Annotated in this window: 18 protein-coding genes; 14 read left to right on the forward strand and 4 right to left on the reverse strand. The window is 40.7% G+C overall.

Annotated elements, in window-relative coordinates; genetic code table 11:
• Positions 1-43: 43 nt before the first annotated feature.
• Together nfo and PR809_RS05525 are read right to left on the reverse strand one after the other, a co-directional pair.
• Positions 44-889 (reverse strand): deoxyribonuclease IV, encoded by an 846-nt coding sequence (gene nfo, locus PR809_RS05520; RefSeq protein WP_206276665.1) that lies wholly within the window; start codon positions 887-889, stop codon positions 44-46.
• Positions 890-989: 100 nt separating this feature from the next.
• Positions 990-2,069, reverse strand: a complete 1,080-nt coding sequence (locus PR809_RS05525) for a YeiH family protein (RefSeq protein WP_206276664.1) — start codon at positions 2,067-2,069, stop codon at positions 990-992.
• 193 nt (positions 2,070-2,262) lie between these two features.
• Here PR809_RS05525 and yieE point away from each other — a divergent pair, with 193 nt between their 5' ends.
• The 9 genes from yieE (at position 2,263) to dld (ending at position 14,413) form a co-directional block, all read left to right on the forward strand.
• On the forward strand, positions 2,263-3,126 hold the full coding sequence (yieE, locus tag PR809_RS05530) for a DNA-binding transcriptional regulator YeiE (RefSeq protein WP_102137702.1): 864 nt from the start codon (positions 2,263-2,265) through the stop codon (positions 3,124-3,126).
• 294 nt (positions 3,127-3,420) lie between these two features.
• A complete protein-coding gene (locus PR809_RS05535) occupies positions 3,421-4,911 on the forward strand; it encodes an amino acid permease (protein ID WP_206276663.1) in 1,491 nt (496 codons plus the stop codon).
• 252 nt (positions 4,912-5,163) lie between these two features.
• Entirely contained in the window at positions 5,164-6,300 is a 1,137-nt protein-coding gene (locus PR809_RS05540) for an ABC transporter substrate-binding protein (RefSeq protein ID WP_168222847.1), read from the forward strand.
• A 19-nt stretch (positions 6,301-6,319) separates the two neighbouring features.
• Positions 6,320-7,414, forward strand: a complete 1,095-nt coding sequence (locus tag PR809_RS05545; protein ID WP_102137705.1) for a FecCD family ABC transporter permease — start codon at positions 6,320-6,322, stop codon at positions 7,412-7,414.
• A complete protein-coding gene (locus tag PR809_RS05550; protein WP_102137706.1) occupies positions 7,408-8,196 on the forward strand; it encodes an ABC transporter ATP-binding protein in 789 nt (262 codons plus the stop codon). Before PR809_RS05545 ends, PR809_RS05550 begins: the two co-directional genes overlap by 7 nt.
• Before the next feature lie 268 nt (positions 8,197-8,464).
• Positions 8,465-10,447 carry a ligand-gated channel protein gene (locus PR809_RS05555; RefSeq protein ID WP_206276662.1) on the forward strand — a complete coding sequence of 661 codons (1,983 nt, stop codon included), beginning with the start codon at positions 8,465-8,467 and terminating at the stop codon, positions 10,445-10,447.
• Between the two features lie 360 nt (positions 10,448-10,807).
• Positions 10,808-11,020 (forward strand): hypothetical protein, encoded by a 213-nt coding sequence (locus PR809_RS05560; protein ID WP_004253162.1) that lies wholly within the window; start codon positions 10,808-10,810, stop codon positions 11,018-11,020.
• Positions 11,010-12,395 (forward strand): APC family permease, encoded by a 1,386-nt coding sequence (locus PR809_RS05565; RefSeq protein ID WP_102137708.1) that lies wholly within the window; start codon positions 11,010-11,012, stop codon positions 12,393-12,395. Before PR809_RS05560 ends, PR809_RS05565 begins: the two co-directional genes overlap by 11 nt.
• 275 nt (positions 12,396-12,670) lie before the next feature.
• The gene (dld, locus tag PR809_RS05570; protein WP_166264633.1) at positions 12,671-14,413 is read left to right on the forward strand and encodes a D-lactate dehydrogenase; all 1,743 of its coding nucleotides are present in this window, start codon (positions 12,671-12,673) and stop codon (positions 14,411-14,413) included.
• Positions 14,414-14,481: 68 nt separating this feature from the next.
• Here the strand turns inward: dld and sbcB are convergent, their stop codons facing one another.
• Positions 14,482-15,921: an exodeoxyribonuclease I gene (gene sbcB, locus PR809_RS05575; protein ID WP_422121500.1), complete on the reverse strand. Its 1,440-nt coding sequence runs from the start codon at positions 15,919-15,921 to the stop codon at positions 14,482-14,484.
• A gap of 167 nt (positions 15,922-16,088) precedes the next feature.
• On the opposite strand from sbcB, the gene PR809_RS05580 reads away from it, so the two are divergent.
• The gene (locus tag PR809_RS05580) at positions 16,089-17,372 is read left to right on the forward strand and encodes an MFS transporter (RefSeq protein WP_206276660.1); all 1,284 of its coding nucleotides are present in this window, start codon (positions 16,089-16,091) and stop codon (positions 17,370-17,372) included.
• Between the two features lie 124 nt (positions 17,373-17,496).
• On the forward strand, positions 17,497-17,829 hold the full coding sequence (tmaR, locus tag PR809_RS05585) for a PTS system regulator TmaR (protein WP_004253179.1): 333 nt from the start codon (positions 17,497-17,499) through the stop codon (positions 17,827-17,829).
• Between the two features lie 111 nt (positions 17,830-17,940).
• On the opposite strand, the gene PR809_RS05590 is transcribed toward tmaR, so the two are convergent.
• Positions 17,941-18,630 carry a helix-turn-helix domain-containing protein gene (locus tag PR809_RS05590; RefSeq protein ID WP_166264637.1) on the reverse strand — a complete coding sequence of 230 codons (690 nt, stop codon included), beginning with the start codon at positions 18,628-18,630 and terminating at the stop codon, positions 17,941-17,943.
• 208 nt (positions 18,631-18,838) lie between these two features.
• Here PR809_RS05590 and PR809_RS05595 point away from each other — a divergent pair, with 208 nt between their 5' ends.
• From PR809_RS05595 to PR809_RS05605, 3 genes are read left to right on the forward strand one after another with little or no spacing between them, the layout of a single operon-like run.
• Positions 18,839-21,169 (forward strand): molybdopterin-containing oxidoreductase family protein, encoded by a 2,331-nt coding sequence (locus PR809_RS05595; protein WP_206276659.1) that lies wholly within the window; start codon positions 18,839-18,841, stop codon positions 21,167-21,169.
• A gap of 2 nt (positions 21,170-21,171) precedes the next feature.
• Positions 21,172-21,720 carry a 4Fe-4S dicluster domain-containing protein gene (locus PR809_RS05600; protein ID WP_206276658.1) on the forward strand — a complete coding sequence of 183 codons (549 nt, stop codon included), beginning with the start codon at positions 21,172-21,174 and terminating at the stop codon, positions 21,718-21,720.
• A gap of 2 nt (positions 21,721-21,722) precedes the next feature.
• Positions 21,723-22,538 (forward strand): dimethyl sulfoxide reductase anchor subunit family protein, encoded by an 816-nt coding sequence (locus tag PR809_RS05605; RefSeq protein ID WP_206276657.1) that lies wholly within the window; start codon positions 21,723-21,725, stop codon positions 22,536-22,538.
• The last annotated feature ends 24 nt before the right edge of the window (positions 22,539-22,562 follow it).

Consider the following 22,562-nt stretch of genomic DNA (forward strand, 5'->3'; position numbering starts at 1 on the left):
GCACGATAAATGCAGGGGTTTTTGGTTATTAGAAAGCAAATAATTAGCTATTTTGTTGTGCTTTTAGCCATGCAATTTCTTGCGGCCAAATATCGGGGTTAACAGTTTCTAAAATCAATGGGATACCATCAAAGCGGTCATCTTGCATAATGTAAGTAAATGGAGCAAAGCCAATGTTCCCTTCACCTAAACTATGGTGGCGGTCAACGCGGCTGGCAAATTCACTTTTAGCATCATTCAGGTGCATTCCTTTTAGAAATTCAAACCCAACAATCTCTGCAAATTGGCCGAATGTTTTGTCACAATCTTCGGCTGTGCGTAAGTCATAACCTGCGGTAAATGCGTGACAAGTATCAATACAAACGCCTACACGGCTTTTATCTTTCACTCCATCAATAATTTTTGCAAGATGTGTAAAGTCAAAGCCCAAGTTAGTCCCTTGGCCGGCCGTATTTTCAATAACTGCAATCACCCCTTCGGTCTCAGCAAGGGCAATATTAATAGATTCAGCAATCCGCGCTAAACAATCGTCAATTTCAATTTTCTTTAAATGACTACCTGGGTGAAAGTTAAGTAAATCAATACCTAATTGTTCGCAGCGTTGCATCTCATCGATAAAAGCGGCACGAGATTTCTCTAAAGCTTCAAATTCGGGGTGACCTAGATTGATCAAATAGCTGTCATGAGGAAGGATCTGGTGTTTACCGTACCCATATTTTTTGCAGTTATCTTTAAATTTTTTAATCACGTCTTCGCTTAGTGGCGCAGCTTTCCATTGGCGCTGATTTTTTGTGAATAAAGCAAAAGCGGTTGCATTGATTTCATGTGCGCGAATAACGGCTTGGTCAACGCCACCTGAGGCGCTGACATGTGCTCCAATATATTTCATTTTTGACTCCTTTTTCTTGGAGTATGCCATTAATGAGCAAATAAATGAAATCAACAAAAAAGCCACCAAGTAAGGTGGCTAAAAATGAGGAGAATATATGCTAAAAAATGCTTTGAATCAGTACGTTAATTAGAAGCCCGCCAACAATCAGCCAAACAAATAGAATCAGCGCCATTAATAAGGGTTTAATACCCGCTTGGCGAATAGCACTCACATGGGTCGTTAGTCCTAAAGCCACCATTGCCATAGCGAGTAAAATTGTATCTAACGCAATGATTTGTTGCACTAACACTTGAGGCAGTAAGTTGAGTGAATTAAAACCTGCAACAACAATAAAAAATACAGCGAACCAAGGAATAGTGATTTTGCTTTTTTGGCTATTGGCTGTTTGGTTAGCCGCTGTTTTACGGCTTAAGAAAGCCGATAAAATAATTAGAAAAGGCGCAAGCATCATGACACGGATCATTTTGGCAATGACAGAGGCATTTTCTGCGTCAGTACCAATGGTGTGGCCTGCTGCAACAACCTGTGCAACTTCATGCACGGTTGAACCAATATAAATCCCAAAAGTTTCTTCTGTTGCTGGAAACCTGCCGAAGTACGCATTTAATTGATAAATCCAAGGGTAAACAAAGATACAAATCGTACCAAAGATAACAACGGTTGAAACGGCAACAGCGACTTTACTCGCAGAAGCTTTAACGACAGGTTCGGTTGCCATGACGGCAGCTGCACCACAAATACTACTGCCTGCGCCAATTAACAATGTTGTTTCTTCATCAAGACCGAACACTTTTTTACCTAGCCAATATGCTAATAAAAATGTCGATGTTAATGTTAAAGCATCAATAATTACCCCAGTTGCTCCTACGTCAGTGATCTGCTGGAAAGTAAGGCGAAAGCCATACAAGATAATACCAGCGCGTAGGAAATAGTGTTTGGCAAATTTAGTACCAGCATCACAAGATCGACTGGCTACGGGGTAAAAAGTATTCCCTACAATAATTCCTAATAATATTGCGAGGGTTAATGCACCTAAACCGATATCCATAAACCAGGGTTGGTCACCTAGGTAAATTGCAATAGCAGTTAGAATACCCGCTAAAATAATGCCTGGTATGAGTTTGAATATAGGGCTTAGGCTATTTTGCTCAAGGGTGTTGGTGTCACTTTTATTCATGATAATACTCTTTATTACCGCTTATAAGATTTAGTAATAAGGATATAACAAAATCAATAATAATTTAAATTGATTATTTTTATATAATCTACCACCAAAATAGATTATAAGTTTCTTCTGGAATATTGCGAATAAATCGTTAATATTAACATTATTATTACAAATACTAAAAATCACGTTGGGGCTTACCTTTATGCGAATTACTCTTAGGCAACTTGAGGTTTTTACGGAAGTATTAAAAAGTGGCTCCACGACGCAAGCATCTCAGCTATTAGCGCTTTCACAGTCGGCTGTCAGTGCGTCGCTAACGGATTTAGAAGGTCAACTAGGTGTTCAATTATTTGACCGTGTGGGTAAACGACTTGTTACGAATGAGCACGGAAGGCTGCTTTATCCCAAAGCTTTAGCATTATTAGAGCAAGGGCTAGAGGTCGAGCAATTATTTAAAAAAGAGATGGGAGCTGTGCGCCTTGCTGCCAGTACGACGATTGGTAATTATATTTTACCGGAAGTCTTAGCGGGTTATCGTCATGACCACCCAGATATTCCTTTAGAGCTTTTTATCAGTAACACAGAAGAGATCATTAAATCCGTTATGGAGTTTAGAGCGGACGTTGGGTTAATTGAAGGCGTTTGCCATAGCCCTGAGTTAATTTCTAAAGCATGGTTAAAAGACGAACTCGTTATTTTTGTTTCACCTCAAAACCCATTAGCGAATAAAAGCGTCTCTTTAAAAGATTTACGTGACGCTCCTTGGATCTTGCGTGAAAGGGGCTCTGGTACGCGGGATGTCCTTGACCAACTATTATTTGCACATCTTCCCGGCTTTCATATTTTGATGGAGCTTGGAAATTCAGAAGCTATCAAACATGCCGTCCGATATGGAATAGGTATAAGCTGTTTATCACGCCGAGTGATCGAAGAGCAATTAGAGAATGGGACTTTAGTTGAGTTAAAAATAGACGAACTTCATTTAGAAAGAACGCTATATTTGATTTATCACCGCCAAAAGCATATTTCGAGTGCGATTACTAATTTGTTGTCATATTGTCACTAAAAAACTCTCGTTACCTTTTAGTCCGTTGCGTTGTTGGCTGCATTCGATTACCCAAGCCACATACTAATCATTTGCCGCCTCGTAACGGGCTAAAGCCTTCAGAGGAATAACAACGTTAAGTTTTTTCTAAGATTTTAAAGAAACAATATTCGGTCTTGGGTAATAACGCGTTTTACTTATAATTTTATGTGAATTATGAAGGTATCTTATAACAGTGAAGAGTTGCTTAGTTCTCACAGCCTATTTTGCTAGAATCCATGCGATATTAGCTGAATAATAAAATGCAGGGAACAAATGTCAGAACAACATACCAATACTATCTCGCAGGGCGGCCCACAAAAACTACGCCGTGAGTTAAAGGCACGCCATCTTGCGATGATTGCTATCGGTGGGTCCATCGGTACCGGTTTATTCGTTGCATCCGGTGCAACGGTTGCACAAGCAGGCCCCGGTGGAGCACTCCTTTCTTATGCTATCATTGGCTTAATGGTCTATTTTTTGATGACCAGTTTGGGCGAGTTAGCCGCTTATATGCCTGTCTCAGGCTCATTTGCAACCTATGGTGCAAAATATGTCGATGAAGGTTTTGGTTTCGCACTAGGGTGGAACTACTGGTACAACTGGGCTGTGACTATTGCCGTTGACTTAGTTGCCGCTCAGTTGGTGATGACCTACTGGTTCCCAGATACTCCCGGTTGGATTTGGAGCGCAATCTTCCTTGCCATTATTTTCTTACTGAATTTCATCTCTGTTAAAGGGTTTGGTGAAGCGGAATACTGGTTCTCATTAATAAAAGTCACCACGGTCGTTATTTTTATTATCGTCGGGGTATTAATGATTTTTGGCATCATGAATGGTGCAGAGAATGCAGGATGGCATAATTGGGAAATTGGTGATGCACCTTTTGCTGGTGGTTTCTCAGCAATGATTGGTGTGGCAATGATCGTTGGTTTCTCATTCCAAGGTACTGAATTAATTGGTATTGCTGCGGGTGAGTCGAAAGATCCTGCCAAAAATATTCCAAAAGCAGTGCGCAAAGTATTTTGGCGTATACTGTTATTCTATATCTTCGCAATCTTAATTATTAGTTTGATCATTCCTTATACTGACCCAAGTTTACTGCGTAATGATGTCAAAGATATTAGTGTCAGTCCATTTACCTTAGTATTTGAAAATGCAGGCCTATTATCCGCAGCAGCAGTGATGAATGCGGTTATCTTAACGGCAGTATTATCGGCAGGTAACTCGGGTATGTACGCATCAACGCGTATGTTGTATACCTTAGCGCGTGAAGGCAAAGCGCCGCGCATTTTCGCCCGTTTATCTAAAGGTGGCGTACCGCGTTATGCATTGTTAGCAACGACAGTTGTTGCGGGATTGTGTTTCTTAAGTTCTATGTTTGGAAACCAGACGGTGTACCTGTGGCTATTAAATACATCCGGGATGACAGGGTTTATTGCTTGGTTAGGTATTGCAATTAGCCATTATCGTTTCCGTAGAGGCTATATTGCACAAGGGAAAGATCTTAATGACTTACCTTATCGTTCAGGTTTCTTCCCAATTGGCTCTATTTTTGCCTTTATTTTGTGTTTAACAATTACATTAGGCCAAAATTACCAAGCCTTTTTAGAAGATAAAATTGATTGGGTAGGGGTTACTGCAACTTATATTGGTCTCCCATTATTTTTAGCGATTTGGTTTGGCTATAAGATAGCGAAGAAAACAACGTTTATTCGCTATAAAGAAATGAGCTTTCCAAGTTACCGCGAAAATTTAGATAAATAATTTTTTAAAATACTTATCATGAAAACAGCACTCTTTATAGGGTGCTGTTTTTTTATATATAGCGCTGGCAATAAAGTGGTATTTTGGCGGTAAAATATGCTGAATGCTTGGCTTTACGATGGTGGTCACAAAATTCCATTGATGAAAGTCATGATTAAACTAATAATCGTATTGATAAGTATTCTTATTTGCTTTATTGTTACCGCATAAAAAAAAGGTAAGTCAATGAGGTTAATAGTGGAGCTTAATACTATGTCGTCGGTAGCCAAGAAGTCTGTAGCTAGGTCGGTAGTAAAAGGGATAAGTTTAGCGTTATTAGCAAGTGCCAGTATGAGTGCTTGGGCTGCAACAGTCACTGATATTGCAGGTCGTACAGTTGAAGTTCCTGATAATGTTAATCGCATTTTATTAGGTGAGGGACGCCTATTTAGTGCAATAGCTCTGCTGGAAGGTGATAAACCTATTGACCGAATTGTGGGTTGGCAAGGTGACCTTCGAAAACTAGACCCACAAACCTACGCTGCTTATAAAGCTAAATTTCCTGAAATTGATAATATTCCACTGATTGGTAATACCAGCGCAGATAGCGTCAGTTCAGAAAAAGTATTAACCCTAAATCCAGATATCGCGATTTTTGGTTTGTCAGGCCATGGGCCGGGTAAAAATAGCGAATTAGTTAACCAGCTTGAAAAAGCGGGAGTGCCTGTCGTATTCGTGGATTTCCGTGATAAGCCACTGGAAAACACATTGCCAAGTATGCGTTTACTCGGCAAAGCGTTAAATCGTGAACAGGCAGCAAATAAGTATGTCGATTTTTATGAAAGAAACCAAAAGTTAGTCACTGATATTACCTCTAAAATACCAGACGATAAAAAACCCAGTGTTTTTATCGAATTACGCGCGGGAGCCTTTGAAGACTGCTGTGGTACCGCTGGTGATGGGAACATGGGGAACTTTATTGATTTAGCTGGTGGTAAAAATATTGCTAAAGGTGTTTTACCGGGTGCACTTGGTACGATGAATTTAGAGAAAATCATTGCTGCAGACCCAAGTATTTACATTGCATCTGGTGCAAAAGCACCGGGAAGTAAAGATGCAGGCGTTCAATTAGGGGCACAAAGCACATTAACTGATGCAAAAGAAAGCCTGAAAAAAATTACTGAACGTAAAGGAATTAGCGCGTTATCAGCCATAAAAGATAAGCAAGATTATGCTATCTGGCACAATTACTATAACTCTCCATACAATGTGATTGCGACGCAAGTTTTCGCTAAGTGGTTCTATCCAGAACAATTTACCGACCTTGAGCCGCAAAAAACGCTGGAGCAATTACATAGAGAGTTTCTCGCCATTGAGCCAACAGGTGTATATTGGGTCAGCGAAAAGTAATGAAGACGGGTAAGAATTGATGAGTATTACGAGCGAGCCAATAGTTGCGGCTGAAAAAGCCGCGATCCAGGCTGACGATAATGTAAAAATACATTATCAAAATATGTTACGTCGTCGGTTGACATGGCTAGCGGTCATCGTTGCGGCAATTTTATTATCACTGGTTATTGATTTTACTTTAGGGCCATCAGGTTTATCTCTTGAGCGTTTATGGCAAACGTTGGTGACCCCAGAGGCCGTTGATGCAGGGACACGCGTCATCGTATGGGATATTCGTCTGCCATATGCGTTGATGGCAGTGGTGATTGGCATGTCATTAGGGCTTGCTGGCGCAGAGATGCAAACGATCCTCAATAACCCGTTAGCGAGCCCATTTACGTTAGGGGTCTCTAATGCAGCGGCTTTTGGTGCCGCATTAGCGATTGTTTCTGGCATTGCAATTCCAGGTGTGCCTGACCAATGGGTGATATCAGCGAATGCCTTTATTTTTGCGTTGTTAGCCGCTTTGATGTTAGACGCAGTAACCCGTTGGACGCGCGTAGCAACTTCAGGTGTCGTATTGTTTGGTATTGCTCTCGTGTTCACCTTTAATGCATTGGTTTCTATGATGCAATTCATCGCGACGGAAGATACCTTGCAAGGTTTAGTCTTTTGGACGATGGGGAGTTTATCAAAAGCAACTTGGGTAAAACTGGGTGTGATGGCGCTAGTGTTCGCACTTATTTTCCCGATTGCCATGATGAGCTCATGGAAACTGACGGCTTTAAGGTTGGGCGAGGACAGGGCAATCAGTTTTGGTATTGATGTGCGTCGTTTAAGGCTAACAACGTTATTGCGTATTAGTATTTTATCGGCTTTAGCGGTGGCATTTGTTGGCCCTATTGCTTTTATTGGTTTAGTCGCACCGCATATTGCAAGGTTGATTTTTGGTGAAGATCACCGTTTTTATCTACCAGCAAGTGCATTAATTGGGGCGTTAATTTTATCAATGGCGTCAATTGCGTCGAAGAATATTATTCCTGGTGTGATTATTCCTGTTGGGATTGTGACATCATTAGTGGGGGTACCGTTCTTTTTAAGCATTATTTTACGTCATAGAGGGAACGTATCATGAGTGGCCTGATTATTAATCAATTTAATGCAGGCTACCCAAAACGCCCGGTGATTGAAAATTTATCGACGGACATTTTGCCTCGCGGCAAGATCACGGTATTACTTGGGCCTAATGGCAGTGGTAAATCCACGTTGTTGCGTTCGCTGGCGGGTCTAAATAAGGCAACAGGGCAGTTGTTACTTGATGGTTTGGATTTAACCCAACAGAGTTTTGCCCAGCGGGCACAAAATGTGGTGTATTTACCGCAAACGTTACCTGCTGGTGTGCACCTGTATGTTCTCGAGTCTGTTATTGTTGCTCAACGTGCTTCAGGCGGTTTAAGCAATGAAAACAGTAAAGACGAAGTGATGGGGTTATTACGCCAATTGGGTATTGAACATTTGGCGTTAAGTTATTTAGACCAACTTTCTGGTGGGCAAAAACAATTAGTCGGTTTGGCTCAATCTTTAATTCGTCAACCCAACTTATTGTTATTAGATGAACCGTTAAGTGCATTGGATTTGAATTACCAATACCATGTGATGGATTTAGTGGCGAAAGAAACCAAACGCCGAAATATAATCACGGTTGTGGTTGTTCATGATATTAATATTGCGCTTAAACATGCAGAACACATATTAATGTTGAAACAGGGTAATTTAATTGCACAAGGCGAACCTGCAGAGGTCATTACACCCGAAAGCCTTGCTGAGGTTTATGGTGTACGCGGTCGCATCGAACGTTGTTCGCAAGGTGTTCCACAAGTCCTGATTGATGGGCTGGTTGATAAACTGGCGAGTTAATATCACGAAGAAAATGATGTGCTTGCAGTACACAGCAAGCACATCAAATAAAATAATAGGAAACAATATTCAAAAATAAACAAATTAAATATTAATTAATAGTAATTACCCACAGGAAATTTAATTGAATTATATAATGGTTTTTTACCATGAATTTCTTATGGGTATTTAAATGCCTAAATAATAAAAATGATATTTTTGATTCAATGAAATCAATGTGAGCAAATCAATTCATATATAAAACAAAATATCTCTTGGAGAGTTGGGAATGGTTGTTTTTAATAAAAGAAAAGTGGCAATTAGCATAATTGCGGCTATCGCTGCGGCACCTGCATTTGCTGATGACAGTAAAGATAAAATCTATGTTACAACCGCATCAGGTTATCAACAGAAAATTGAAGATGCACCTGCGTCTATTTCTGTAGTAACTCGCGAACAACTCGAAACTAAAGCTTATCGTGATGTAACTGACGCATTAAAAGATGTACCGGGTGTTTTGGTCACCGGTGGCGGCAGTAGCTCTGATATTAGCATCCGTGGTATGGATGCAAAATACACCATGATTTTAATCGATGGTAAACGTGTAGATACACGCAGCACTCGTCCAAATAGTGACGGTTCTGGTATTGAGCAAGGTTGGTTACCGCCATTACCTGCGATTGAGCGTATTGAAGTGGTACGCGGCCCAATGTCATCGCTGTACGGTTCAGATGCGATGGGTGGGGTTATCAATATTATCACTCGTCGTGTGCAACAAGAGTGGACGACCAGTTTACGAGCAGATGCCACAATTACAGAACGCAAAAATTCAGGTAATACAGGGCAAGGCAGTTTCTATACCTCTGGTCCATTAATTGATGGTTTGTTAGGTGTAAAACTACAAGGCCAGTATTCACATCGTGGTGAAGATAAAATCATTAATGGTTTTAACCGCCAAATCATGGCAAGTGGTGGAGCAACGGTATCGTTAACTCCAGATGACAAAAATACCTTCGATGCAGAGTTCAAACGTGATAACCAACACCGTGATGACCGTGAAGGTTATACCAGCAAAAGAGGTGACGGTAGCGGTTTTAGCAAATATGAATTGACTCATATGGCATTAACCCATACGGGTATTTATGATATTGCATCAACAGATACCTATGTTCAATACGATGAGACAAAAAACCCAGGCCGTAAAATGACGGCTGAAGACCTTGTTTTCCGTAATCAAAGTGTCTTTTTACTGGGTGATCATAGTTTAAGTATCGGCGGTCAATATCGTAAAGAGAAGTTGAAAGACGAAGGTAATAAATTTAAACAGTATAATCAGCTTGAACGATATAGCTGGGCGTTATTTGCAGAAGATGAATGGTTAATGACTAATGATTTTGCATTAACGGGTGGCCTTCGTATGGATAAAGACGAAAACTATGGTTCACACTGGACTCCGCGTCTGTATGGTGTATGGCATGCTGATGAACAATGGACGATTAAAGGTGGGGTAACTACAGGTTATAAAGCACCAAGCTTGCGCGAATCGTCCGCAAACTGGGGACAAGCAACAGGCGGTGGTGCAGGAAATGCCGTTATTTATGGTAATCCTGATTTGAAACCAGAGAAAAGTATTACTGAAGAAATTGGTGTTATTTGGAATAACCAGGATAATATTACCGCAGGGATAACTATCTATAACACTGACTTTAAAGATAAAATTACTGAAGTTAGGCGTTGTGAAGAAAATAGTAGCACAGTAAGAGCATGTACAGTAGCTCAAGATGGTGAAGGTGATAAACCTGGAAAACCATATCGTTTTATTAGTGACAAAGCAAACGTTGATAAAGCAAGAATGCGCGGTGTTGAACTAACTTTCAACTGGCGTATTGTGGATGACTTAAGCTTCGCAGCTAACTACACCTATACCGATACTGAACAAAAAAGTGGTGTAAATAAAGGTAAGCCATTAAATAAACAGCCTAAACATATGGCTAATTCCACACTGACATGGCAAACCACTGAAGATTTAGAAACGTGGACGCGTATGAATTTCCGTGGTAAAACCTCTGAGTACCAAGGCCGTGGACAAAAAATGGCAAGTGGTACAGCATCTTATGCTTTATTTGATTTAGGTGCGAGTTATCAGCTTAACAAGAATGCGAACATTGTTGGTGGTGTCTATAACGTCTTAGATCGCCGTATCGATAATGCGACTTACGGTGCTGAATTAGAAGGCCGTCGTTACAATATCGGTATCAACTACAACTTCTAATCGAAAAAATAATCTCGATTAACCCAAACCCTTTGGCTCTCACCAAAGGGTTTTTTGTTGATTAAAACCTGATAAAAATCATAAGAAAAAGAACTTATAAGCAGATATGGCAAAAAGTCAGAAATAATCAAAATTTCTCATGGGAAATAGGGTGATTTGTTAACAATTTAGCTTGCTATTTCGAGTTATGGCGTGCAAAATGCGCGAACTAAAAAATAACTGATGCTTAATTAAATAAAGCATCGGTTTTTTTGTTTTTAGGAACGTTCATTCTAGCGGGGCCGGACATAGAGCCGGAGAGATAATTTTAATATTTACGTGTAGCAAACATTTTTCGCTACCGATTTGAGGAATGCTTTTATGGCTTACTTTTTCGCATTCGCAGCAGGGCCAGGCGCTGGCGGCTGCCGTATCGATGACTACGGGGCTCTCGGTGGCTTCGCTCACACGCCTTTCTCCCTTTCTTCGTTTTTCTCTGCCTATAGGCAGATGCAAAGTCTTCCCAGTAACTGTCGATTAAGCCGAAGTAGTATGCAATCGAAAGTTATGGGAGGGCTTAGACGTGCAAAATAATACGCCAATTCCATTAGACATCGGTCACAATCAAACGGGTGCGAATAACCGCGTACAACTTGCAAAAACCTTAACATTGGTGCAAGTGGTAATGATTGGTATTGCATATATCCAGCCAATGACGATATTTGATACCTTCGGAATGGTATCAGATAAAACCGGTGGACATGTTCCAACTTCATACATTATTGCACTTGCTGCGATACTGTTTACTGCACTGAGCTACGGTAAATTGGTGAAACGTTTCCCATCAGCCGGTTCAGCGTACACTTATGCCCAAAAATCCATGAGTCCACATATTGGCTTCTTGGTGGGCTGGACATCATTGTTGTCCTATATTTTTATGCCAATGATCAACATCTTATTGGCTAAAATCTATTTACAAGATATTTTCCCTAATGTAGAACCTGCAATCTTCGTTGTTGGGCTGGTTATTTTAATGACTGCAGCCAACTTACGTGGGATTAACGTGATTGCAAACTTAAGTACCGTCATTGCTATTATTCAAGTGGGTGTCATGGTGGTGTTTACAGGGCTTGTGATCCACGGTGTTTCTAACGGTGAAGGAACGGGAGAAATCTGGACTTTTAACCCATTTGCTAATGAAAAAACGGAAATGATCCCACTCATTGCTGGGGCAACAATCCTCTGTTTCTCATTCTTAGGTTTTGACGGGTTAAGTTCACTCTCAGAAGAAACACCGAATGCCGGTAAAGTTATTCCTCGTGCTATTTTCTTAACTGCGTTAATCGGTGGGGTTATCTTTATTACTGTTTCGTTCTTCTTACAGCAATACTTCCCTGATGTATCACGCTTTAAGAATATAAACGAAACACAACCAGATATTATGCGTTTTGTCGCTGGTACATTCTTCCAGTCAATCATTCTGGTGTTCTCATGTGTTACCGTATTAGCATCAGGCATGGCCGCTCATGCAGGTAGTGCGCGTTTAATGTATGTGATGGGACGTGATGGGGTATTCCCAGAAAAAGTCTTTGGCTACGTAAGCCCAACATGGCGCACCCCGGCATACAACGTATTACTGGTTGGTTTCTTGGCATTAGGCGCTATCTGGTTTGAAATGGATTTTGCGACAGCATTAATTAACTTTGGTGCGCTAATTGCGTTCACCTTCGTGAATATTTCTGTCATTAGCCAATTCTTTATTCGTGAACGTCGAATGACTGGCTTCAAAAATATCCTAAACTACTTGATCCTGCCTGTTATTGGTACGCTAACAGTGTGTGTGTTATGGCTGAATATTGAAGAAGACTCAATGGTTTATGGGTTGATCTGGACAGCAGTTGGTTTGGTCTATATGGCGGTGCTGACACGCATGTTTAAGCGGCCTATGCCGCAGATGAGCGACGTATAGTTCTTCATAATTCTTCCTATTTCGCGCCGTAGCTGCGTTTTGCTCGGCGCCTTGCTACAACACGAACTATTTTGAATATACTGAAGAATTCGACTTTGAATATGTTCAGAATTAGATTTAAAAATAGCGCCCTTGAGGCGCTATTTTTTTACCCGTTAAGAATTATTTAAGATAAAGCGTGTAGCCTATTAACATCATAATATTATGTGATATTGTTGTTACAACACATAATGTATAACTATGATAATTACGTATTCGATTAATAAGGCACGCAAATGAATGATGCAAAGAAACCTGAGAATCAACGGTTATTACTGACGCTTAGGAATATTGTTGGCAAAAAAAATATTTTAACAGAGCCGCATAAAACAGAACGTTATCGTAAAGGCTTCCGCTCTGGTATGGGCGATGCAATCGCAGTTGTATTTCCAACAACATTGCTCGAACAGTGGTATGTCTTCAAGGCGTGTGTTGAAGCAGACAAAATTGTGCTGATGCAAGCAGCTAATACAGGGTTAACCGAAGGGTCAACTCCGAGTGGTTATGATTATGATCGCGATATCGTCATCATTAGCACCTTGAAACTAAACCAAATTCAAGTTTTACCGGAGTTTAATCAAGTTGTTGCGATGCCGGGAAGTACTTTGTACGATCTGGAAAAAATTCTAAAACCATTAGGGCGTGAGCCGCACTCTTTGATTGGCTCTTCATGTATTGGTGCCTCGGTTGTTGGTGGTATTTGTAACAGTTCTGGTGGTTCATTGGTGCGCAGAGGCCCTGCCTATACTGAACTTGCTCTCTATGGCCGAGTGAATGATGATGGCAAAGTAGAGCTTGTCAATCACCTCGGTATTGATTTGGGGAATACGCCAGAAGAGATCCTGACGAATTTACAAAATCGTGGTTATAGCAGCGAAGACGTGCAAGTGAGCGATAAACTAGCGTCTGACCATGAATATGCAGAACGTGTTCGTGATGTTGATGCAGACACACCGTCACGTTTCAATGCGGATGAACGGCGCCTATTTGAAGCGTCAGGGTGCGCTGGCAAATTAGCGGTATTTGCTGTTCGCTTAGATACCTTCCCTGCAGATAAAAAAACACAAGTATTTTATATTGGTTCTAACAATCCAGATGTTTTGGAAGATATACGTCGCTATATTCTGAGTGAGTTTAAAAACCTGCCAGTAGCGGGGGAATATATGCATCGTGGTTGCTTCGATATTGCAGAGGTTTATGGTAAAGACACCTTTTTAATGATTGATAAATTCGGCACTGACAAAATGCCAATGTTTTTCACTATTAAAGGGCGTATTGATGCAGTATTAAATAAAGTCCCATTCCTACCATCAAATCTGATTGACCGTACCATGCAGGTTCTCAGTAAATTATGGCCTTCCCACTTACCGCCTCGCATGAAAGAGTTCCGTGATCGTTACGAACACCATTTAATGTTGAAAATGGCTGGAGACGGCATTGATGAAGCTAAAGTTTGGCTAAAATCTTATTTTTCAAACGCAGATGGCGGCTATTTTGAATGTACGCCAGAAGAGGGAGCGAAAGCTTTTTTACACCGTTTTGCTGCCGCGGGTTCTGCGGTTCGTTATCATGCTGTTCACAACAAAGATGTGGAAGATGTTTTACCCCTTGATATCGCATTACGTCGTAATGATAGAAACTGGTTTGAAACATTACCCCCAGAAATTGAAAAGCTATTAGTTCATAAATTATATTGTGGCCACTTTATGTGCCATGTTATGCATCAGGATTATGTATTGAAGAAAGGCGTAGATCCGAAAGAGCTAAAAGAAAAAATGTTAGCGTTGTTAGATGAACGAGGCGCTCAATACCCTGCAGAGCATAACGTAGGGCATTTGTATAAAGCCCCTGAACAACTGAAATCGTTCTATAAGCAATCTGACCCAACAAACACAATGAACCCAGGTTTAGGTAAAACAACTAAACGGAAAAATTGGGAAGGAGATTGTGGCTGTGGTCATACTCATGACCAGCAATAAACTCACTATATAAATGAAGTAAGGCAGATATTGGGAATAGTACAATATCTGCCTTTTTTATTGATAAATTAACTGGCGAGATCTCTCGCATAATTAATCAATGCTTTTAATTGCTGACAACGCTTTTCATCATGTTGATGTTCTACAAGTAGTTGCTGTATTTGTTGCATATAGTCTGTTAAACGTTCTTCATTAAAGTAATCCCTACGGTGCTGTAACCAGCGTTGCTGCTCATCATAAGATAGCGTCGCAGGGTAATTACGTGCTTTATAGCGAAAGAACAGTTCTTTCATACGTTTATCTTCAAAACTTAATTCCAATGCAGGCAAGTTTTGTGGGGATGTCTCACGAATAATATCCATAGTTGAGCGGTCAGAAGGACTGAAAAAGCCATTATAAATTTGTGTATCGACATCATCTGACTCTGCGAATACTTGAGGCTCGCTAAATAACTCAATTAATTTGTTACGAATGTCAGGAGCCTTGCGTAAGGTTTCCAAATTGCGCATACACAAGTCACGGTCAACACCGGTTCGCTGCGCATCTTCTGGCCGCAGAGTTTTCTCTGGCGCTAAAATAGGGCACTTATTAATATGCACTAATTTTACAGGAACAGGGGACTCGCCAGCCAGTTCGGCTTTAGGTGTATATAAACGAGTACGTAACTGTTGAACATCTAACTCAATTAATGGTGAGATATCGGCAGATAAATCACACATAATGACGGCATTTTTGTTGTCAGGGTGCCAAGCAAGAGGCGCAACTAAACTAACATAAGAACGCAATGCGCCAAACATACCAGACACATGAACTAATGGCGTTATTTCTACAATATCAATAAGTTGGCTTATTTTGTTTTTATTTCTTAACTGATAGAAATAGTCGAACATCCGCGGTTGAGCAGCTTTCAACAGTTTTGCCATGTTAATAGTGGCTAAAACGTCAGACATTGCATCGTGAGAATTTTCATGAGCAACCCCATTTGCTTTGGTCAAATGTTCTAAGCGCATACTTGGTAGGCCATCTTCATTTTCTGGCCATTGCATACCTTCAGGGCGAAGTGCAAAACAGGCACGCAGAGTGTCGAGTAAATCCCAACGTGAATTTCCTTGTTGCCAGCTATAAGCATATGGGTCGTAAAAATTTCGATAAAAAATATTACGGGTAACTTCATCATCGAAACGGATATTGTTGTAACCCATAATACAGGTATTAGGGACACTAAAAGCTGCATGAATTCGTTTAGCAAACTCGGCTTCATTAACGCCTTGAGATAATGCCACCTGTGGGGTGATCCCTGTGATCATGACGGCTTCAGGCTGTGGTAAATAATCATCAGCCGGAGCGCAATAAAAAACCTCAGGTTCTTCAATGATATTAAAATCAAGGTCGGTACGAACGCCGGCAAATTGTGCAGGCCTATCGAGAGCAGGGCGTTTACCAAAGGTTTCATAGTCATGAATAAAGAATGAAGGTTGTTTTTTATTATCTTGCAACGTTTTCACCATTTTGATGGTTATATAATAGGTTGATAGTGGTTAATTTATTGGTATCACTATACATTGTTGATTAATGATACCTTATCTACTGTGAAAGCTAAACCAACGCTAACTGATATTGAGCGAGTGAGATTGATAGCTGCTTAATCAGGATAATTTTTGGCAGGTGATGAAATATGGAACGTGGAGTAAAACAGTATTATGCCTCTTTGAGTGCATTATTGTTTTTTTTCTTTTTCACGTGGTCATCAATATTTTCTGTCGTCGCAATTTGGCTGCGTAAATATGTTGGCTTAGATGGTGCAGATACGGGGTTTATTTTCTCTTGTATTTCAATTGTGGCGCTTTGCGCTCAGTCACTTTATGGATTTATACAGGACAAATTAGGATTACGAAAAAATTTACTGCTATTTATTGCTGTACTGCTGATTTTATCTGGGCCATTTTTTATGGTTTTCGGTACGTTGCTAAAATGGAATGTATTTTTAGGCAGTGTTATTGGCGGTTTGTTTATTGGTATGACATTTCACGCAGGGATAGGTGTTCTTGAGTCTTATACTGAGCGGGTCAGCCGATTATGCAATTTTGAATATGGTAAAGCGAGGATGTGGGGCTCATTGGGTTGGGCGACTGCAACGTTTTTTGCTGGACGTAATATTAACGTAAACCCCGACTACAATTTTATTATGGCAACCGTTTCAGGCTTATTATTTTTAGTTATTTTATTGAAATTAAAAACAGTAAATACGGATGCTTATAATAGTCTTGAACACGGTAAGCCTTCCGTCATAACGGTGAAAGATGCTTTACAATTATTTGTGCAGCCTCAATTTTGGGCTTTAATATTATTTGTATTTGGAACCTGCATATACAGCGTCTATGACCAGCAATTTATGGTGTATTTTGTTCATCAGTTCCAAAGTGAACAATTAGGTAATGAGATGTACGGTTATCTAAATTCATTGCAGGTTTTCTTAGAGGCGGGAGGCATGTTCATAGCGCCATTTATCGTCAACCGCATCGGTGCTAAAAATGGGTTATTATTTGCGAGTTCAGTCATGGCGTTACGGATTATTGGTTCAGGCTTAGCTGATGGCGCAATTATGATATCGATAATGAAATTACTGCATGCCGTTGAACTCCCAATTCTTTTAGTCGCAATTTTTAAATATAACAGTCTTCATTTTGATAAGCGTTTGTCATCGACACTTTATTTAGTTGGCTTTAGTTGCATGAGTTCTGTCGTTGCAAGTCTTTTTTCCCCATTAGCAGGCTGGGGGTATGATAAAATTGGTTTTGCTCATACCTATCTCGTTATGGGTACATTTGTGATTATTACGACAATATTATCTGCATTTTGTCTCAGAGGTGATGGCGCTGGTGATCCAGAAATCAAAGGGCAAGATCAGATAAATAAATTTTATGAAGGTCACTCCGAAAATTTGGACGTAAAAGTATAAAGTGAAATCAATTTTCAGCGGAATAATTTGATAAATATGCTAAACGGGCTTGTAACACGATAGGATTAGAATGTATTGTGTTAATAGATAATGCGTTTTGAATATTGACTAGAGGGTTTTAAACATGGACAACGCTAACAAGCCGTCTTTCCAAAATGTTCTGGAATTTGTGCGTATGTTTCGTCGCAAAAATAAAATTCGTCGTGAAATTACCGACAATGAGAAAAAAATTCGTGATAACCAGAAGCGTGTTTTACTGCTGGATAACTTGAGTGAATATATAAAACCAGGCATGTCGATTGAAGATATTCAGGCAATTATTGCGAACATGCGTAGCGATTATGATGATCGCGTCGATGATTATATTATTAAGAACGCAGAGCTTTCTAAAGAGCGTCGTGAAATATCTAAAAAACTCAAAGAAATGGGCGAATTGCCTCGTATCGATGTGAAGTAATGAATTCATAAAGCCGAGATAACCTCGGCTTTATTTGTTTGGTTTATTTGGAACCGTTGATTTGAACTATAGTTTATAGCTTGGGTCGATAGTATCGGCCAGGTGTAGTTATTATAAATTTAGCCGGCTAACTTGTTTGATTAATAAAGTTGCCAACCTTTCCATTTCATTTTCTGCAATAAATCCCATCGTCACTGCAGCTGCAACAAGCTGGCCTTCGCTGTTAAATACAGGGCAAGCAATAGATTGTGCGCCGGGAATACCTTCTGTCGGTTGGTAACGGATAGCATAGCCTTGTTGGATAACTTTATTAATCTCGTCTTGTGAATATGAGTTCGAGCCAAATTGGCTATCAAATGCGGAATACACTAGCCCAGCCGCACTTTTCACGACAGGTAATGGAGTGTTAGGCAAAAAGTCAATTTCAATATTTTTGAAGCTACGATTATATTTAATTAAAGAAAGTGCTTTCCCTAGGCGGGTAGCAATGCCCGTTGAGACGTTTTGTTCATCGCGAAATTGAATCAAACCATTGTTAATGGTGTCGATATAAGAGTCCTCAGATTCAACAAAGTTGGCTAGGAAGGCTAAATTTCGACCTAATCCATAACGACTAGTTTGAATATCTTGGTACAGCATTTGTGTACGACATAGTGAAACGAGATATTTATGTAGACGACTTTTCGATATATCACAACCTTTTGAAATATCCGCTGCGCGCGCAATGCCCCCATTTTGAGCAATATAATTTAAAATGCTTACAGCTATATCAACAGAATTAACACCTTGCAAAGTAGACATACATAAACCTCAGTTTAACAAGTCGTTATATTTTACCATGAGTTGCCTTGTGCTGCTAACGACCCGATAAAGCAAAAAAGATAACCCTAAAGCGGTAGCACATTATTACCTATAAATAGATAGAATTATTGATGCTACTCAAGTTCATCTTTGGTGAATGGAGTATATATATAGTGTACTTATAGAGGCAATGTCGAGGTTTACTATAATGAAAACTATAAATTCACTACGTTTAAAACGCCGAACCCTGCTCAAAGGGCTTGGTGTTGTTGGGCTGGCAAGTATTGCACCCTGTTCATATGTACAGGGTAACAGTAATCAACCCTTACCCAAAGTGCGGCTAAAACTGTCGGACTACAAAACATTTCGTTCAACTTGTGCAATGGAGTGTTTGCATTGCAACCTAACCGCATATACCTACCAAGGTAAGCTGATGAAAATTCAAGCAACGGAAGGGTTTAATGTTAAATGTTGCTTGAGAGGTATGAGCCGAACTAAATGGGTCTACCATGATCAACGCGTCAAAACACCATTACTGCGAGTAGGTGAAAAAGGTAAAGCCGAATTCAAACCAATAAGTTGGAATGAGGCACTGGATCTTATTGAAAAAAATATTAGAGAGACCATCGATAAATATGGAAATGAAGGGTTGTTCATTTCTACTCATGCCGGAAATATGGATTCGATTAAAAATGACATGGGGAAGGCGTTTTTCGATTATTTAGGTGGGGCAACGAAACAAGCAGGCTCACTGTGTTGTTCTGCTGTAACAGCCGCAATGATCCCGATGCTCGGCCTGAGGTATGCTGATACCCGCGATACGATAGCAGATAGCCGTTATATCCTGTGTTGGGGTAATAACCCAGCGGTTACGATGCAAGCCTATTTTAAAAATTATAACCAAGCAAGAAAAAATGGCGCTCGGTTAGTGGTTATTGACCCGCGCTTTAATGAAACCGCAGCAAAAGCCGATGAGTGGATCCCGATTATTCCAGGGACAGATACCGCACTTGCTCTAGGCATGATTAAAATTATTATTGAAGAAAACCGGATAGATGAAAATTTTCTCAGGGTTCATACCGGTGCTGTCTATTTGGTTGATACAGACCAAAAACAAGTTAGGCAAAATGAAGATGATAAAGACAGCTATTTAGTTTTCGATATATTAAGCAAACAATTAGTTCGTCATGATTCACCGGGTATTAAACCGGCACTTTTCCAGCATGAACTTCCCGATAACTTGGGTTACACCACAGTATTTGAGCAAATTTATCAGCAAGCTAAAGGTTGGGATGTGGCTCGCGTCAGTGAAGAAACAGACGTACCAGTGGAAACGATTGTTCGCCTTGCTCGTGATTACTCATCCATTACGCCTTCCATGATTGTACAAAACATGTCCGGTGCTCAGCGTACCGAGCATGGGGCTTATGTTGCCGCTAGCCAGTTCTACCTCGCTTTACTCACTGGAAATATTGGTAAGCGTGGCGCAGGCGTTTGTGATGCAGGTGGTGCTCGGCAAATGGCTAAATTTAGTCCAATCGTTCCCCCCGCACCGAATGTGAAAAATATTCCGCCTATTCCTGTCGCGAAAGTTGGTGATTTTATCGTCAATGAAAAACCGCATCCAATTAATTTCTGGTGGATTATGACGATGGGGGTTATGACCCAATTACCGAACACGAATAAGGTTCGGGAGGCTCTGAAGAAAGTGCCATTTGTTGTGGTGGCTGATAACTTAATGAGTTCGACGGCGTTATATGCAGATTTAGTCTTACCGGTGACCACTATTTTTGAAGATACCAGTTTGATGGCGGGTGTCCGTAGCCAATATGTTCAATTAATGGAAAAAGCGGTTGAGCCAGCTGGTGAAGCAAAACCCGATTATTGGATTTTTGCCCAATTAGCGGAACGTTTTGGTTTTGGTGAGGTATTCAATAAACCAATAGAGCACTATATTGACGCCTGTTTAGTCGGCTCTGGTATTACGCGCCAAATGTTAGAAAAGGGCCCTGTGCGCCCAGTCGAGGGGGATTGGATACCATTCAAAGACGGTATTTTTAGGACATCAACCCAAAAAGCTCATCTGTTTATTGAAGATTGGCAAAAGAAAAACTTTTCACCTGTTGTCGCTTACTACCAAGTGACGGAGTCTGTTAAAGGTTCACCTGAATTAGCCAAAAAGTACCCGCTGATGGCGGTTCAGCGCAAGTTAGCGCGTAGCGTGCATTCAAGTCATGGAATGAATGAATGGATCCTTGAAGTACAACGAAACCAGCCGAATGTTTTAATTCACCCAGAAGATGCTAAGTCTAGAGGCATTAAGAATGGAGAATGGGCGGTTACGTTTAATGACCGAGGGGAACACAGAGCCATTGCGGTGGTAACTACGCATATTAAAAAAGGCGTAATTTCGTTAGATAACGGCTGGTGGGAACAGCAGGGGGGAAGTAGCAGCCATGTCACGAATGACCAAGTTGAACATTTAGGCACTGGGCATTGCTGTAACAGTACATTGGTTGATGTCAGAAGGGAGGCTTAATCATGATTAAACAATATGGTTTTTTAATTAATACAAAAGATTGTTATGGTTGCCGCACTTGTTCAATGGCCTGCAAATCTGAAAATGTCACTCCACCGGGAGTGTTGTGGCGCCGAGTTCGCGAATTTAATGATGACTCACCGAATACCCAAGCATTCATTACGATGTCTTGTAATCATTGTGATGACCCACAATGTTTAAAAGTTTGCCCTGCAGACACCTATACCAAACGGGCAGATGGCATCGTCGTTCAAGACCATGAAAAATGTATTGGTTGCCAGATGTGCATCATGGCTTGTCCATATCATGCCCCTGTCTTTGACCCAGCAGAAGGAAAAACCAGTAAGTGTAATATGTGCGCAGAGCGGTTAGATGAAGGCCTACTGCCAAGGTGTGTGGAGTCTTGTCCGACAGGTGCGATTGAGTTTGGTGATATTTCTGAACTACGTAAAAAGCATACGACAAACTGGGCGGTGCTGGAGCAACGTTATAACATGCCCGATCACACAATTAGTCATCCAAATATTGTGATTATTGGGATGGAGGACTGATCATGGATATTAAACATATGGAGCTCCCTCTGGTATTTTTCACGGTAATGAGCCAATGGGGAGTCGGTGCTGTTCTCGCATTAACCATTTACCAAATGAAAGCCAGTCAAGAATACCTATTATCAGGTTCTGTATTACGTCGTGCAGTGTTATTGATATGGCTGATTGAAGTTGTCGGGTCAACGATGTCAATGGGGCACTTGGGTGTGCCTCTCGAAGCCTATCGTTCCGTTCTGGGGCTAGGCCATTCATGGCTAAGTCGCGAGGCAGTGACATTTGTACTATTAAATGGAATTGTTACGTTGTGGGCGCTATCTTGCTGGTTACAACCCACGGTAAACACACGCAATACGATTTTAGGTTGGCTAAGTGGGGTCGGTGGGTTAGCCGCTATACTTGTCACCGCACAAGTCTATTACCAAATGGTCGCTCACCCATTATGGCATACACCAGCAACACAAATTGCGTTTCTAGGTAGTGCAATTGTCCTTGGTTTTAGTCTAGTGGCCTTATTTGTTATCAGTCAAGGCAAACCATTACCATCGACAATTAAAGTAGGTGTGCTGATAGGTGTTGCATTGGTATTAATCGCGCAGGTTATTCGCTTACAGTTACCCGCAAGCCAAGGTGGAAGTTATTTTCTGTGGTGGCAAGTTGTGATGAGTATGCTATTGCCATGTATTATGGTGATGAAAGCATATAAGGAGCGACCGTCCGTAGTCTTAATTGTATTGATAATGTTGGCGATGTTTAGCGGAGAGTTAGCCGGCCGAGCCTTGTTTTATGGAGCGGTTATGATCCAAGCTCCTTGGTTCTAAAAATCCTCGTCATATTTCGGCCTG

The organism is Providencia sp. PROV201 (assembly GCF_028479545.1).
GTDB lineage: Bacteria > Pseudomonadota > Gammaproteobacteria > Enterobacterales > Enterobacteriaceae > Providencia > Providencia huaxiensis.

What these genes read in the sequence shown, in the direction of transcription:
- nfo (WP_206276665.1), bottom strand. Translation starts at nt 889, where the DNA reads ATGAAATATATTGGAGCACATGTCAGCGCCTCAGGTGGCGTTGACCAA.
- PR809_RS05525 (WP_206276664.1), bottom strand. Translation starts at nt 2,069, where the DNA reads ATGAATAAAAGTGACACCAACACCCTTGAGCAAAATAGCCTAAGCCCT.
- yieE (WP_102137702.1), top strand. Translation starts at nt 2,263, where the DNA reads ATGCGAATTACTCTTAGGCAACTTGAGGTTTTTACGGAAGTATTAAAA.
- PR809_RS05535 (WP_206276663.1), top strand. Translation starts at nt 3,421, where the DNA reads ATGTCAGAACAACATACCAATACTATCTCGCAGGGCGGCCCACAAAAA.
- PR809_RS05540 (WP_168222847.1), top strand. Translation starts at nt 5,164, where the DNA reads ATGTCGTCGGTAGCCAAGAAGTCTGTAGCTAGGTCGGTAGTAAAAGGG.
- PR809_RS05545 (WP_102137705.1), top strand. Translation starts at nt 6,320, where the DNA reads ATGAGTATTACGAGCGAGCCAATAGTTGCGGCTGAAAAAGCCGCGATC.
- PR809_RS05555 (WP_206276662.1), top strand. Translation starts at nt 8,465, where the DNA reads ATGGTTGTTTTTAATAAAAGAAAAGTGGCAATTAGCATAATTGCGGCT.
- PR809_RS05560 (WP_004253162.1), top strand. Translation starts at nt 10,808, where the DNA reads ATGGCTTACTTTTTCGCATTCGCAGCAGGGCCAGGCGCTGGCGGCTGC.
- dld (WP_166264633.1), top strand. Translation starts at nt 12,671, where the DNA reads ATGAATGATGCAAAGAAACCTGAGAATCAACGGTTATTACTGACGCTT.
- sbcB (WP_422121500.1), bottom strand. Translation starts at nt 15,921, where the DNA reads ATGGTGAAAACGTTGCAAGATAATAAAAAACAACCTTCATTCTTTATT.
- PR809_RS05580 (WP_206276660.1), top strand. Translation starts at nt 16,089, where the DNA reads ATGGAACGTGGAGTAAAACAGTATTATGCCTCTTTGAGTGCATTATTG.
- tmaR (WP_004253179.1), top strand. Translation starts at nt 17,497, where the DNA reads ATGGACAACGCTAACAAGCCGTCTTTCCAAAATGTTCTGGAATTTGTG.
- PR809_RS05590 (WP_166264637.1), bottom strand. Translation starts at nt 18,630, where the DNA reads ATGTCTACTTTGCAAGGTGTTAATTCTGTTGATATAGCTGTAAGCATT.
- PR809_RS05595 (WP_206276659.1), top strand. Translation starts at nt 18,839, where the DNA reads ATGAAAACTATAAATTCACTACGTTTAAAACGCCGAACCCTGCTCAAA.
- PR809_RS05600 (WP_206276658.1), top strand. Translation starts at nt 21,172, where the DNA reads ATGATTAAACAATATGGTTTTTTAATTAATACAAAAGATTGTTATGGT.
- PR809_RS05605 (WP_206276657.1), top strand. Translation starts at nt 21,723, where the DNA reads ATGGATATTAAACATATGGAGCTCCCTCTGGTATTTTTCACGGTAATG.